This window comes from Micromonospora avicenniae (assembly GCF_900156065.1).
In the GTDB taxonomy this organism is placed as follows: Bacteria; Actinomycetota; Actinomycetes; order Mycobacteriales; family Micromonosporaceae; genus Micromonospora; species Micromonospora avicenniae.
The window spans coordinates 494,723-508,362 of the sequence record NZ_FTNF01000002.1; the positions used below are offsets into that span (position 1 = coordinate 494,723).

The window sequence follows — 13,640 nt, forward strand, 5'->3', positions numbered from 1 at the left end:
GCGATTGTCACCACTGCGCGCTTGTCACCGCTGCGCGGCCCAGAGCAGGGCGCGCCCGAACTGCGCCTGCAGACCCTTCGGGTGCAGGCGGAACGTCGGGTCGGTGCCGAAGAGCACCACCCCGTTGCCGGCGGTGGAGACCCCACGGACGATGCTGGCCCGGTCGGCCGCCGCGGACTGGCCGCCGGCGCCCTCGGTCACCCACCAGCCGGAGAGCAGCGGGTCGGAAGCGTACGACTGCTCGACTGTCACTCCGGAGCCCAGACCGGTGAACCACACCGGCTGGCTGATGAACGAATGGTCGGCCGCACCGGCGCTCACCGGGCCGCCGGCGTTGACCACGTTGGCCACCCCGCTGGCCAGGCTCGGTCCGGCGGTGGCGGTCACCGTGAGCAGGCCGGCGGCGTTACTGAAGCCGGCCCCGGGCGTACCCAGGCCGACCACGCCACCGCCACGGGCGAGGAAGGCGTCCAGGGCTGCCCGGTTCTCCGCCGACAGGTTCGCCAGGTTGACGTTGCCGGCCACGACCAGCACGTCGACGTCCGCGGTGAGGGTCGTGCCGAGCGTGCTCGCGGTCAGGGCACGGGCCGCGAAACCGAGCTCGGCCAGGGTGTCCCGCTCCTCGACCGTGCCGAGGTAGCCGACGACGACCTCGTCCAGCCGGGTCCCCTGCCAGCGCTTCGGCGCCGGTTGGAAGGTCACGCCGTGGGCGCGTACCTCGGCGCGGGCCAGCTTCCGGTTGCCCGGCGTGCCGGGTACGACCACCGACCCGTCGGCGAGGCGGTGCACCGCGACACCCTTGCCCAGCAGCGAGTTGACCACGAGCAGATCGGCGGCGTCGCGCAGGTCGAGGCGCAGGTCACCGTCGCCGGGCGGAAGGAACCCCTCGGCCACCCCGTCGTACGTCCGCTCCAGGCGCACGTCGGGCAGCTCGTCCCAGAGGGTGTCCACCGTGGCGCCCCACGTCAGCCCCTGACTCCAGGCGGCCGGGCCGGCGTAGAGGTCGTCCACCCGCTCGGTGATGTCGGCGCCCGGCTCCAGCAGCGAGTTGACCAGGCCACGCTTGGGCTGGTGCAGGTCGACCACGTACGAGCCGGCCGCGTAGCGCCTTCCGTCCGCGGTGAACGCCTTCTTCGCCCGCCACACCCGGCCGCCGCTGCCGATCAGCAGGTCGACGAGGCGGGCGGCGGCGGGCTCGGACCGCTGGCCGGTCCCGCTGGGGATGACGTATGCGCGGGGGAAGGTGGTGCGGTAGTCGTCCTCGGGGCCCCAGCCCGGCACGTACCCGTCGGGGATGTCGCGCAGCGGCTCACCGGCCCAGCCACGCCGGTAGACCTCCGCCTGGTCGTGCAGCACCTCCGCCCGGTGCTCCTGGATGTACCGCAGCGACGTCCGGATCGCCACCTCGTGGACGTCGGTGTTGATGCGGGAGCGGCGCAGCCGCTCCTCGGGCGTGAGGTCGCTGCCCCGGGGGTTCAGTGGCGCCTCGATCGTGTACGGGATGCTGCTCTGCAGCATGGCGAAGGACGGCACGTAGATCGGCGGGAAGTCGTCCCACACGCCCGGCTCGTCGTCACGGAACGGGATCCGGGCCCGCTGGGTCTCGGCGTACCCGAGGTCGCGCAGGCCCTGCTCGATCGCCAGCGCATTCGGCAGACCGTGCTTGATGTACAGGTCGTACTCGTTGTTGACGTTGTGCGGCGGCGTGCTGGGGTGCAGCAGCGTCGGGTTGACGTAGCCGTGCAGGTCGAGTGTGATGATCGGCTTCGTGTCGACGATCAGCTCGCGGATGAGGTTCGTCTCCGGCTGCGACACGGTCGTGAGGTCACGGTTCAGGTCGTACCCCGCGGCGTTGGCCCGGGTGCCGGCCACCCGGCCGTCCGGATTGGAGGTGATGTTGAAGACCAGCCGGTTGCGCTCCAGCAGCCTCGTCACCTCGGGGCTGGTGTCCGTGGCCAGGTCCTCGATCACCCGCAGCGCAGCGTCGGTGCCCTCCCACTCGTTGCCGTGGATGTTGGCGTTGACGAACAGCGGGGTCTTGTAGCCGGCGAGCAGCGCCGGGTCCTGCCGGGCACGGACCGGCTCGTCCTCGATGCGGCGCTTCCAGATCTCCTGCTGACGAGCTTCGGCGCGGGTCTCCGGCGCGGTCACCGTGACCGCGTACAGGTCGTGGCCGCCGGCGGACTTCCCGGCCACCCGGGCGGAGACCCGACGACTGGCGGTCTGCAGGGCGTTGAGCTTCGGCGCGATGTCGTCGTACGCGATGACGCCGATCGGGATGGAGGCGTCCGCCGGGTTGTCGGGCCAGACCGGCAGAACGCTCTGCCGGGGATAGCCCGGGATGTGGGACAGGTCGGGGGCGGCCGGTGGCACCGCCGGCAGCGCCGAGGCGGCGGCCGGCGCGGTCAGCGCCGCCGTGGAGAGGACCGCGGTGGTCACCGCCGTGGCGGTGAGCCGGGGAAGGATTCTGCGTACCGACAAGGACACGTCTCCTGTCTGGAGGCGGGGGTGCGCGCAGGCGGACGCACCGCAGGGCCGGAGACCTGCGGAGTCGGGATATCGCCAGCAGCGTGCGAGGAAGGGTGGAACCCGGCGTCAGAGGGAGCGTCGACAGGCGGCGCTGGCGACGCGCAGGAGGTCGATGTGACCCCGCTTCGTCAGGTGAACGCTTCGCACGTAACAGATCTTCGATGTCTCACGGCGTGCTGTCAACCGGCACACGGAACGTGAAGTGTGGCGCGGGACACCACCGGCCGCGGTCAGGCAATCGCGGCCAGGTGGGCGGTGTCGTTGACCAACCGGACCGCCACCCCGCCGTCCGGCCACAGGTCCACCACGGAGATGCCGGCCGCGTCGAGGTAGAGCCGGTGCAGGAAGGCGTCGCCGGCCGCGAGCGCGTCGCGCAACATCAACTTGATCGGCGAGACGTGCGAGACCACCACAACGGTCTCCCGGGGGTACGCCTCGCAGAGCGCCGCCACCGCCCGGCCGGCCCGCTCGGCGACCTGGACGAAGGACTCCCCGTCCGGCGGCGCGACGGCGGTCGAGGCGAGCCAGGCGTCCAACTCCCCCGGCCAGCCCTCGCGCACCTCGGCGAACGTACGTCCCTCCCAGGCGCCGAAGTCGCACTCGATGAGGTCGTCCTCGCGGCGCACCGGCACACCACCGAGCGCCTCGGCGATCGCCGCCGCGGTCGCCGTACACCGGGACAGCGGCGAGCTGACCACGGCGGCCGCGCCCGGCGCCAGCGCGGCCACCCGGGCGGCGGTGGCCCGGATCTGCTCACGCCCCCGTGCCGAGAGCGCGACGTCTCCGCGACCGGAGTAGCGCCCCTGCTCGGTGTACTCGGTCTCACCGTGCCGGACCAGCAGCAGCCGGGTCGCGGTGAAGCTCGGCCGGGGCTCCCAGGAGGCGGGCGCGGTGCTCGCGTCACCGCCGGTGGCACGCGCACTGGCGGCGCTGGTGCCGACCTGACGCGCCCGGTCCCGGGCCGCCGGATCCGGGCCGGCCACCTCGCGCGGCGGCTCGACGATCCGGGGCGGCTCGACCACCGGCCGCGCCGGCGCGCCGGCAGCCGCGTCCATGGCGGCGTTGGCCAGGGCATCTGCGTGCCGGTTGCGTTCCCGTGGCACCCAGCTGAACCGGACCGCGGCGAACCGGGCCACCAGCTCGGCGGCCTGCGCGGCGAGCGGGCGGAGCCCCGGATTCTTGATCTGCCAGCGACCGCTCATCTGCTCGACCACGAGCTTCGAGTCCATCCGGGCGTCGACCTCGGTGGCGCCCAGCTCGGCGGCGGCCTCCAGCCCGGCGATCAGGCCGCGGTACTCGGCCACGTTGTTGGTGGCCACCCCGATCGACTCGGACCGCTCGGCGAGCACCTCACCTGTCTGCGGATCGCGGACCACCGCGCCGTAGCCGGCCGGACCGGGATTGCCCCGCGACCCGCCGTCGGCCTCGATCAGCACCACCCGAGGAGCCATGGCCGTTACAGACCCGACTCGTTGGTACGCACCATGATCCGTCGGCACTCCTCGCAGCGGACCACGTCGTCCGGGTCCGCCTTGCGGATGCGCGCCAGATCCGCCCCGGACAGCTCCAGCCGGCACCCGCCGCAACGGCCGGCGGTGAGCAGGGCGGCACCGAGGCCGGTGTCCTCCCGGATGCGGTCGTAGAGCGTGACCAGGTCGGCCGGCAGATCGGCCGCGAGCGGCTGGCGGGAGGCGCGCTTGAACTCCTCCTCCTTGGCGATCTCCGCGAGGCTCTCGTCGCGCCGCTGCTCGGTGGCCGCCCGCTTGTCCCGGGCAACGGCCAGCCGCTGCTCGACACCGTCGAGGACGCTCTGGGCGGTCTCCCGCTGCTCCATCAGTTCGAGCTCGGAGTCCTCCAGGTCGCTCTGCCGGCGGTTCAACGAAACCAGCTCGTGCTGGAGCGCCTCCAGCTCCCGCGCCGGGCCGCTGCCGGCGGCGAGCCGGGCCTCGTCCTTCTCCTTGCGGGCCCGGACCTGCTCGACGTCCTTCTCCATCCGGGTGATGTCCCGGTCCAGGTCGTCGACGGCCACCTGGGCGCGTACCCGCTCGTCCTCCAGCGCGGAGAGCTCCCGGGCCAGCGCCTCCAGCTCGGCCCGCTCGGGCAACGCACGCCGGCGGTGAGCGAGCTGGGCGAGGGCGGTGTCGATCGCCTGGAGATCGAGCAGGCGGCGCTGGACCTTCGGGTCAGCCTTCACGTTCGGAGCTCCTTGTCGTCCAGGGCGGGGGCGCAAGCGTGCATGGTCCACGGGTCGGTGTCCAGGTCGGACACCAGCGTCTCGACGCCCGTCGTCTCCCGCAGGAGCGCCGCCAGGTCGTCGAGCCAGGGTCGCTCGGTCGCCCAGTGGGCGGCGTCGAGCAGGGCGGTCCCCTCGGCGGCGAGGTGCTCGCCGGCCGGGTGGTGCCGCAGGTCGGCGGTGAGGTAGGCGTCCGCCCCGACCGCGGTCGCGTCACCGAGGAAGGCGTCGCCGGAGCCACCGCTGACCGCGAGCGTACGCACCATCCGCCCCGGGTCGCCAGCCGCGCGTACGCCCCAGGATGTGGCGGGGAGCACCGCGGCGGCGTGCCGGGTCAGCTCGGCGAGGGTCATCGGGCTGGGCAGCTCACCGACCCGGCCGAAGCCCCGGCCCGGCCCGTACGCGGGCGAGCCGGGCGCGGCGGGGCGGAGCGGGCGCAGATCGGTCAACCCGAACCGGGCGGCGAGGGCGTCGGACACCCCGGGTGCCGCCACGTCGGCGTTCGTGTGCGCCACGTAGAGCGCGACCCCGGCCCGGATCAGCTGGTGGACGATCCGCCCCTTGTACGTCGTCGGCGCGACCGACGAGACACCGCGCAGCAGCAGCGGATGGTGGGCGACGATCATGTCGACGGCGGCGTCGAGCGCCTCGGCGACCGTCTCCGGGACCACGTCGACCACACAGAGCACCCGGCGTACGGGGGCGGACGGCTCACCGAGCACCAGACCGACCCGGTCCCAGTCCTCGGCCCAGACCGGCGGGTAGCGCCGTTCCAGCTCGGCGACCACCTCGGTCACCGTCGGCCCTGATCCGGTTGTGCTCACGGCGGGCCAGCTTACCGGCGTGGGCCGCGCCCGGCCGCCTCCCCCGCCGGACCAGGGCGGTCGGCGTCTGCCGGGGCGGGTCAGACCATTGGGCAGAGCCGCTTGCGCAACGCGGTGAGCCCGATCTCCCACGGGAAGGCGTGCAGGTGCCGTTCGCCGGTTCCGGGCGCGTGCAGCGGGAAGACGTCGTCGCCGAAGAGCACTGTCACGCCCCACTCGTCCAGCCGGGCGAGGCCGGCCCGGAACGCCGGGTGGGCGGCCATGGCCGCGTTGGTGAACGGGACTGCCACGATCGGCGTACCGAGGCCCTGCGCCTCCACCAGCAGCCCCAGCGCGAGCGTGTCGGTGATCCCGGCCGCCCACTTGTTGACCGTGTTGACCGTCGCCGGGCAGACGATCATCGCGTCCGCGGGCGGCAACAGGTCCGGGTCGCTCGGCTGCTTGTAGTGCGTACGGACCGGATGGCCGGTCTGCCGGGCCACGGCGGGCCGGTCGACGAACTTGGCGCCGTCCGGCGTGGCGATCACACAGACGTCCCAGCCGTCCTGCTGAGCCAGGTTCACCAGCCGGCCTACGTGCCGGGCGAGCGGCGAACCACAGGCGATGACGTAGAGCACCTCGCGGCGCCCGTTGACGGATCGCGGGCCGGTCATCAGGCCGACTCCGCGCTCATACTCCTACTCCCATGTGCTCAGCCAACTCCGCAATCGGAGAAGGCGGCGCACCACGTGTGCGACGGAGGATGTCGGACATCACCTCGTGCGCGATCGGCCGGCACCGGATCTCCGACGGCGCGAGCCGGTCGCCGCGCAGCAGCATCTCCCCGGCGTTGGCGACGTCGCCCATCTGCGCGTAGCCCCGGGCGATGTCGAGGAGGTGATGCGCCCGCCGCTCGGGCAGCAGCGCGTTGAACGGCGGCTCCTGGATGCGTTGCTGGTGCACCTCCACTGCCCGGCCCCCGTCGCCCAGCTCGACGGCGGCGGCGGCCCGATGCAGTTCGAGGTTGGTCGGGCCGAACGAGGTCCAGTAGTGGTTCTGGTCGCCACCGAGCAGGATGGCCGCCTCCTCGGCACCGCTGATCAGGTCGCCCACGGTCGCCGAGTCACCGATGCGGGCGGCCGCCATCGCGCCCTGGAGCAGGAGCATGCCGTAGACGCTGAGCCGTTCCGGGGAGGCGTCGTTGGCGCCGCCGGGCGCGAGCCGGTTGGCGATGGTGACGTTGAGCTCCAGCGCCGGGCGTGGCCGGCCCATGGCGACCAGGGCGTTGCAGACCCGGGTGGTGGCGATACCGGCCAGGAGTTGATCGTCGGCCCGCTGGGCGACCGCCATCGACCGGTCGGCGGCGAGCCAGGCCAGGTCGCACTCGCCGAGCTTGCGCAGCACCGAGGAGGCGATCTGGTAGACCTGCCCGAGCAGGTGGGCCGCCTCGCGGGCCTCGTCGCCGCTGTAACCGGCGTCCGCCGCCTGGGCGTCGCGCAGCAGCTTCGGCAGGGCGCGGGTGAGCATCCCGTAGCGGCCGTACTGGTAGGTGAGCCAGGCGTGGTTGACGGCCTTGCGCATGTCTGCCAGCGGCCGCGGGTAGGGCGCGGCGTCGAAGTAGGCGCTCATCGAGTCGTACCGCTCGAGGGCCGCTCGGATCTCCTCCACCTCGACCTGGTCGATGCAGTTGAGCGCGTCGGTGCGCCGCTCCGGGTCCTTGCCCAGCAGCAGTTGCACGTCGACCTGGAGGATGTCGGCGATCTCGTACAGGACGGAGAACTTGTCCAGCCGGCGGACACCGCGCTCGACCTTGTCCACCCAGCTCTTCGACTTGCCCAACCGGTCGGCGAAGACCTGCTGCGACATCTTGCGCCGGCCCCGCCAGTAGGCGACCCGTCGGCCTATGGGTAGCTCGTCCATCTACCGATCCCTCCCCTGCTGAGACGCGGGCCGATGGCCGGTCCGACTCCTCGCGGTTGCGGGCGCGCGGCACGTCTCAGATTTCCGCTGGTCGCACAGTCTGTGCGTCAGCCGTACAGCCAGTCCTCATAGTTTTCGTGCAACTTGCATCAGCCGTTCGTCAACTCAACGATCGCGGGTTACGGCAGTGACGGTGCTCGACGTAATAGGCGGGGTCCGTCGGGCCGACGAGGGGAGATGGCACAAATGTGGGGGAACGTCGGCCCGCGGGTCGCGCAACTGTCGCCTTTGGAGCGGGTCCGGCTGCGCCGGGTCGCGGTGCGCTACGCCGTCCACGGCTGGGAGGTGACTCCCGGGGCCTGCCTGGCCCGTAGCCGTTTCGTCTGTGGGCGGGCCGGCTGTCCCACGGTCGGCTGCCACCCCGCGCTGGAGAACTGGGAGCACGCGGCCAGCGCCGACCCGGCCCGGGTGGCGACCTGGTGGCGTACCCGGCCACACGGCGTGCTGCTGCCCACCGGTCGTGCGTTCGACGTGCTCGAAGTCCCCGCCCACCTCGGCCGGCTGGTGCTGGACGCGGTTCAGGTCCACCCGGCCGGCACCGGCGTCCGCGGGCCGGTGCTGGTCACGCCGACCGGCCGCTGGATGTTCCTGGTACGCCCCGGCGACCCGCTCCGACCCGAGTTGGAGCACTGCTTCCACGTGGTGCGGCACGGGCCCGGATCGTGGATCCCGGCACCTCCCACCCGACTGCCGGAGGGTGCCGTGCGCTGGGCGGTCGCACCGGAGCAGGCCCGCTGGCAACTGCCCGACTCCTACCTCTTGCAGAACACCCTGATCGACGCGCTCCGGGCGACCGGCATCACGCTCACCTCGGATCTGCTCCCCGGTCATCTGCCCCTCCCCCGCCGCGGCATGTGACCTGGCGGGACGGGGCCGCGACGTCGAGGTGACCACTGCCTCCAGCCGCGACGGGACAGCGACACCGGCGAGGTCACGGGCGCTACGGACCCCGAAAACGGCAGCGTCGTGGGGGTGCCTGTCCTCGTTGAGCAGGGCGACGGCGCGGACCCGCGCCGGGAGCGGGGGAACAATGTCCACCGACAACACCGCGCCGTACACCGGCGGCAGCGAGCCGCCCTACCGCAGCCGCCCCCGGCGTCGCTGGGCCGGCACCCGTCCGGCGGGCTCACGTCCCGGCCGTCCCCGGCCGATGGGCTCCCGCCCGGCCGGCACCCACCGTCCGGTGCGCTGACCCGACCGACCCCGATAGCCGATCCTTCCGGTGGCGGTTCTTCCGGTGGCGGTTCTCCCGGTGGCGGGTCTTCCGGCGGCGGTTGTTCCGGTTGCCGTCCTCCCGGCGGACGGGCGATTCGACCGGGATGGCCGCGGGGCCGGACAAGAGGCGTCGTAAGCGCTCGCTCGGACAAGTCGCGCCAGCTCCGACTTCCTGCGCCGTTTCCGGCTGCTTCCGGACCGCTGCGCCGCACCGGCAGATGCGGACGCGTCCGGCGCCGACTGGGCGGCTGGGCGTGCCGCGCGACGCGGCCGGCATCGGTGTCTCACGCTGATACCGCTGGGTCATATTTATGCCTCTGTGGTATCACGCCCAATCGCAGACCGTACAGATCCGCCGACGGACCTCTGGCATGTGGCACGTTCCGGCGGGGCGCGTAACACGGTCGCGCGGCAGGGCTGGCCAAGGGCAAAAGGACCGGCAGGGGGCGGCGTGAGCCGCCGCCGCAGCGGGTATGCCGCCGGACCGCTGAACCGCGTGAGGGGAAGGCACCGCCATGCTCAGCAAAGAGGATCAGCGCAGGTTCGAACAGATCACCCGGCAGCTCCGCGAGAGCGACCCGGCGTTCTTCGCCCGGCTCGACAACCGGGCACGCGGCCGCCGTGGCCGCTACCTGCTGCTGTTGACCATCGTGCTGTGGGCCGCGCTGCCGGCGATGACCGTACTCGCCGGGCGGCTGGCCGGCGCTATCTGCGCAGTGGTACTGGTGGCCAACGCGGTGCTGATGTGGCGCTTCCGGCGCCGCTGGCTATGACCGTCCGCGCCGGCCGGCCCGCGGCTTCGGGAAGACCCGGACCGCGAGCGGGTCGGCGCGCCGGCATCCGCCTCAGCCGCCGAAGGCGCGGTAGGCCCGCCGGAGACGTTCCAGCAGACCTGGCCCGCCGATGGCGGGAGCCGGCGGACCCAGCTGTCGCAGCAGCAGGTCCGGGCCGGTGGCCAGGGTCGGCGGCCGGTCGGGCAGCGGCACCGGCGGCGACCAGAACCGGTCGGTCACCTCGGCCATCGGCGTCGCAGGCAGGGTGGCCAGGGCCCGCGCGGCCCCGGCCGGCAGGGTGTCCACCGGCTCGACGCCGACGGTCACCTCGTCCTCTTCGGACGATGCCGGGGTCACCGCGCCGTTGCTGGTCGCCCGGAGCGTCCGGAGCCGGTCGAGCAGATCGGTACGACCACGGCCACGCCAGTGCAGCAGCTCGAACGGGTCCGCGTCGAACGCCTCGGCGAGCAGGTAGAACGTGGCCGCGAGATGTTTGCACGGCACGGCGAAGTCCGGGCAGTTGCAGCGCTGGGTCAGCTCGTCGATCCCGGCCGGGAAGAGTGGCGCGCCCGCCGAGGCGAAACGTTCCTCCAGTTCGGACGGCAGGTCGCCGGCGAGCAGCCGGGCGCTGAAGAACGCCTGGCCGGCCAGCTCCGCCTCGATCCGGTTCCAGAGTTCCGCGGGGAACGGGGAAAGTCCGATATGGACGTCGTACGGACGGGGCCGGGAGCCCTGCACCACGGCGCTCACCATGCCGGGAGCGATGTCCAGCCGCACGACCTGGCCGGCCCGCGCGTACGACCGGCCGCGGGTGAGCCGGGTGCCGAGGGCGAAGGACTCCAGCACCTCCAGGAACCGGCGTGACCACCAGGACTGGCCGATCGCGCCGCGGGTGCTGCGCGCCCGCAGGCCGCCCGCCACTTTTCGCGGACGGCCGTAGTCGGCGAAGCGGCCGTTGGTCGTCCCCTCGCTCACTCGACCACCGCCCCGGCCTCCAGCGCGAACAGCTCCCGCAGCTGCGCCGTCGACAGCTCGGTGACCCACTGCTCACCGGTGCCCACCACCCGAGCCGCGAGGCTGCGCTTGTCGGCGATCAGAGCGGCCACCTTCTCCTCCACCGTTCCGGCGCAGACGAACTTGCGTACCTGCACCCGGCGGCGCTGACCGATCCGGAACGCCCGGTCCGTGGCCTGGTCCTCGACCGCCGGGTTCCACCAGCGGTCGACGTGCACCACATGGTTAGCGGCGGTCAGGGTGAGCCCGGTGCCGCCCGCCTTCAACGACAGAATGAAGATCGGCGGGCCGTCCGGGGACTGGAACCGGGTGACCATGGCGTCCCGGTCGGCCTTGCCTACGCCACCGTGCAGGAACAGCACCTCGCGGCCGAGGCGGGCCGAGAGGTGGCCGCGCAGCATGCCGCCGAACTCGGCGTACTGGGTGAAGAGCAGCGCCTTCTCCCCCGCCGCGAGCACCTCGTCGAGGATCTCGTCCAGCCGGGCCAGCTTGCCGGAGCGGCCGTCCAACGGTGAGCCGTCGCGCAGCAGTTGGGCGGGGTGGTTGCAGACCTGCTTGAGCCGGGTCATGGTGGCCAGCACCAGGCCGCGCCGTTCGATGCCCTCACTGGACTCGATCTTGGCAAGCATGTCGTCGACCACCGCCCGGTAGAGCGAGGCCTGCTCGGCCGTCAGGTTGCAGACCACCTCCATCTCCAGCTTCTCGGGCAGGTCCGAGATGATCGACGAGTCGGTCTTGAGCCGGCGCAGCACGAAGGGGCCGGTGATCCGGCGCAGCCGCTCGGCGGTCTCGGCGTCGCCGTGGCGCTCGATCGGCTCGGCGTACCGCTTCTTGAACGTGGCCGCCGGCCCGAGCAGCCCGGGGTTGACGAACTGCATGATCGACCAGAGATCGGCGAGGCGGTTCTCCACCGGCGTACCGGTGACGGCCACCCGTTGCCGCGCCGGCAGCGCGCGGACGGCCTCGGCCTGGCGGGTGGCCGCGTTCTTGATGGCCTGCGCCTCGTCCACCACCACCCGGTGCCAGTCGATGCCGGCGAGCGCCACCGAGTCGCGGGCCGCCACCGAGTAGGTGGTGAGAACGAGGTCGGCGCTCTGCACGGCCTCGGTGAACTCCGTTCCGCGCGCCCGGTCGGCGCCGTGATGCACGTGTACGCGCAGCTCCGGCGTGAACCGGGCCGCCTCCCGCTGCCAGTTGCCGACCAGCGACATCGGGCAGACCAGCAACGTCGGCCCGGCCTCCGGCGGGTCCCCGGCGAGCAGCGCGAGCAGCTGCACCGTCTTGCCCAGCCCCATGTCGTCGGCGAGCACGCCGCCCAGGCCGAGCGACTGGAGGAAGGCCAGCCAGGCTAGGCCCCGCCGCTGGTACGGGCGCAGCACGCCGCGGAACGACGCGGGCGGGTCCAACGGGGTGAGCCGCCGCTCCACGGCGCCGGCGAGCAGGTCGCCCAGCGGCCCGTCGGCGCTCACCTCCAGCACCGGCAGGGCCTCCTCGTCGTCACCGGCGGTGAGGCCGAGACGCAGCAGGTCCGCGACGGTCAGCTCACCGGACGAGCGGAGCAGGCGCAGGCCGGCGGCGAGCCGCTTCGGGTCCAGCTCGACCCAGCGACCGCGCAGCCGCACCAGGGGAGTCTTCAGCGACGCCAGCGCCGCCAACTCCTCGGCGGTGAGCGGCTGGTCGCCGAGGGCCACCTCCCACCGGTAGTCGACCAGGGCGTCCAGCCCAACCCCGCCCCCGGTGCTGGCGACGGTGCCCGGGGCGGCGCGGCCGCGAGCGCGCAGCCGGGCGCCGAGCCGGGCCGAGGGACGCCGCCACCAGGACGGCAGCAGCACACCGAACCCGGCGGCGTGCAGCACCGGGGCGCCCTCCCGCAGGAACCGGTGCGCGCCCTCGACGTCCAGTTCCAGCACCTCCGGCGCGGCCGTACGCAGCGCCTCGTCCAGGTCGGGCCAGAGGCGGCTGGCCCGGCCCAGTTCGGCGAGAAGGGTCTCCTGCACGTTCCCGGCCCGGCCGGCGAGGGCGGCTACCGCCGCCGGTTCCCGCCAGACCTGCCCGGCGTCGACGTGCAGGCTCGGCTCGTCCGCGGCCTGAAGCCCGAACTCCAGCCGCCACCGGCCCTCGGCGACGGCAGCGGGCCCGTCGTCGGCGCCCGCGCCGGGCACGGTCACCAGAACCGGTTCGGTGATCTCGTCCGGGGCCGGCTCGACCAGCCGGAAGCTGGCCCGGACACGGCCGCCGGCAGCGTCCCGCTGCCACGCGTCCAGCTCCGCCCGGAGGGTGGCCAACGCGGCCGGGTCGGCGGTGAACTCCCGCTGCGGTCCGGCGAGGGCGGCCAGCCAGGCCGGCACGGGGCCGCCGGGGCGCATACCGCGGGCCAACGCGGTCTCCGCGAGCGCGGTCCGGGCGGCGGCGTCGGTCAGCGCGTCCAGTGCGTCGGCGACCAGGTCGCCCTGGGCCAGGTCGGGGTGGGCGGCCCGGGCGGCCGGCGGCAGGGCGAGCGCGAGGGAGCGCGCCCAGCCGGCGTCGGTGCCGGTGAGCAGCGGTCGCCAGACCGCCCGCGCCGGACGTCCGTCGGCCACGCCGGGCAGAACCCGGCCGCGGGTCACCAGGTCGACGGCGAAGCGGGCCAGCTCGGCGAGGTGGCGCAGGGTCGCCCCGGGCACCACCGGCAGCTCGTCCACGGCGCGCAGCAGGGACAGCGCGGCGTCCGGGGCGTACCGCAGCACGGGAACCCGCCACCCGGCAAGGGTGACCCGCCCGCGCGGCGGCTCCTCGACGGCGGGCCGGACCAGTTCCGGCGATTCGACGGGTACGCCACCGCGGGCCGGCAGGGTGAGCAGCTCGGAGCCGAGCCCGGCCGGCTCGGCGAACTCCGCGAGCGCGGCGGCCAGCGCCGGGTGGTCGGCTGCGAACGGGTGCGGGCGTTCCCGGGGCGGCCGGCCCGGCCGGGGCGGCGCGGCGGCCGGGAGCGCGCTCTCCTCGCCCCAGACGGCGAGCACCGACTCGCCGGGCAGCCACGACCCGTGGATGACCAGCACGTGCTCCCCCTCGTCGACACCCCGGCCCAGGATAGGCGAACCGGGGCGCCGCACC

General features: G+C 73.6%; 12 protein-coding genes. 3 read left to right on the forward strand and 9 right to left on the reverse strand.

The genetic code is table 11. The annotated features are described in order from the left end of the window. Window positions 1-24: 24 nt before the first annotated feature. The 7 genes from BXA10_RS05525 to BXA10_RS05550 all read right to left on the reverse strand — a co-directional run bounded on the left by BXA10_RS05525 (window position 25) and on the right by BXA10_RS05550 (window position 7,485). A complete protein-coding gene (locus BXA10_RS05525) occupies window positions 25-2,481 on the reverse strand; it encodes a M14 family zinc carboxypeptidase (protein ID WP_245828137.1) in 2,457 nt (818 codons plus the stop codon). A 114-nt stretch (window positions 2,482-2,595) separates the two neighbouring features. Next, window positions 2,596-2,826 (reverse strand): putative leader peptide, encoded by a 231-nt coding sequence (locus BXA10_RS32685; protein ID WP_425436031.1) that lies wholly within the window; start codon window positions 2,824-2,826, stop codon window positions 2,596-2,598. Beyond that, window positions 2,760-3,980, reverse strand: coding sequence for a bifunctional RNase H/acid phosphatase (locus tag BXA10_RS05530; protein WP_076468149.1), 1,221 nt, complete (start codon window positions 3,978-3,980; stop codon window positions 2,760-2,762). Before BXA10_RS05530 ends, BXA10_RS32685 begins: the two co-directional genes overlap by 67 nt. Window positions 3,981-3,985: 5 nt before the next feature. Further along, a complete protein-coding gene (locus BXA10_RS05535; RefSeq protein WP_076468150.1) occupies window positions 3,986-4,723 on the reverse strand; it encodes a zinc ribbon domain-containing protein in 738 nt (245 codons plus the stop codon). Then, complete coding sequence (locus BXA10_RS05540) at window positions 4,720-5,550, reverse strand: Nif3-like dinuclear metal center hexameric protein (RefSeq protein ID WP_425436037.1); 831 nt, start codon at window positions 5,548-5,550, stop codon at window positions 4,720-4,722. The genes BXA10_RS05535 and BXA10_RS05540 overlap by 4 nt, the downstream gene beginning before the upstream one ends. A 116-nt stretch (window positions 5,551-5,666) precedes the next feature. Then, a complete protein-coding gene (locus tag BXA10_RS05545) occupies window positions 5,667-6,239 on the reverse strand; it encodes a flavoprotein (protein ID WP_076468152.1) in 573 nt (190 codons plus the stop codon). 16 nt (window positions 6,240-6,255) lie between these two features. Next, window positions 6,256-7,485, reverse strand: a complete 1,230-nt coding sequence (locus tag BXA10_RS05550; protein ID WP_076468153.1) for a helix-turn-helix domain-containing protein — start codon at window positions 7,483-7,485, stop codon at window positions 6,256-6,258. A gap of 246 nt (window positions 7,486-7,731) precedes the next feature. Here BXA10_RS05550 and BXA10_RS05555 point away from each other — a divergent pair, with 246 nt between their 5' ends. The 3 genes from BXA10_RS05555 (at window position 7,732) to BXA10_RS05560 (ending at window position 9,533) form a co-directional block, all read left to right on the forward strand. After that, window positions 7,732-8,403 carry a bifunctional DNA primase/polymerase gene (locus BXA10_RS05555; RefSeq protein WP_076468154.1) on the forward strand — a complete coding sequence of 224 codons (672 nt, stop codon included), beginning with the start codon at window positions 7,732-7,734 and terminating at the stop codon, window positions 8,401-8,403. A gap of 172 nt (window positions 8,404-8,575) precedes the next feature. Then, window positions 8,576-8,737, forward strand: coding sequence for a hypothetical protein (locus BXA10_RS31360; protein WP_175649115.1), 162 nt, complete (start codon window positions 8,576-8,578; stop codon window positions 8,735-8,737). A 538-nt stretch (window positions 8,738-9,275) separates the two neighbouring features. Then, complete coding sequence (locus BXA10_RS05560) at window positions 9,276-9,533, forward strand: DUF3040 domain-containing protein (RefSeq protein WP_076468156.1); 258 nt, start codon at window positions 9,276-9,278, stop codon at window positions 9,531-9,533. A 72-nt stretch (window positions 9,534-9,605) separates the two neighbouring features. Here the strand turns inward: BXA10_RS05560 and BXA10_RS05565 are convergent, their stop codons facing one another. Together BXA10_RS05565 and BXA10_RS05570 are read right to left on the reverse strand one after the other, a co-directional pair. Beyond that, window positions 9,606-10,508 (reverse strand): SWIM zinc finger family protein, encoded by a 903-nt coding sequence (locus tag BXA10_RS05565; RefSeq protein ID WP_076468157.1) that lies wholly within the window; start codon window positions 10,506-10,508, stop codon window positions 9,606-9,608. Then, window positions 10,505-13,585, reverse strand: a complete 3,081-nt coding sequence (locus BXA10_RS05570; protein ID WP_076468159.1) for a DEAD/DEAH box helicase — start codon at window positions 13,583-13,585, stop codon at window positions 10,505-10,507. The genes BXA10_RS05565 and BXA10_RS05570 overlap by 4 nt, the downstream gene beginning before the upstream one ends. Window positions 13,586-13,640: the final 55 nt, after the last annotated feature.

Bases quoted from the DNA above. Each gene is read 5' to 3' on its own strand.
- BXA10_RS05530 (WP_076468149.1), bottom strand. From the start codon at position 3,980: ATGGCTCCTCGGGTGGTGCTGATCGAGGCCGACGGCGGGTCGCGGGGC.
- BXA10_RS05545 (WP_076468152.1), bottom strand. From the start codon at position 6,239: ATGACCGGCCCGCGATCCGTCAACGGGCGCCGCGAGGTGCTCTACGTC.
- BXA10_RS05550 (WP_076468153.1), bottom strand. From the start codon at position 7,485: ATGGACGAGCTACCCATAGGCCGACGGGTCGCCTACTGGCGGGGCCGG.
- BXA10_RS05555 (WP_076468154.1), top strand. From the start codon at position 7,732: ATGTGGGGGAACGTCGGCCCGCGGGTCGCGCAACTGTCGCCTTTGGAG.
- BXA10_RS31360 (WP_175649115.1), top strand. From the start codon at position 8,576: ATGTCCACCGACAACACCGCGCCGTACACCGGCGGCAGCGAGCCGCCC.
- BXA10_RS05560 (WP_076468156.1), top strand. From the start codon at position 9,276: ATGCTCAGCAAAGAGGATCAGCGCAGGTTCGAACAGATCACCCGGCAG.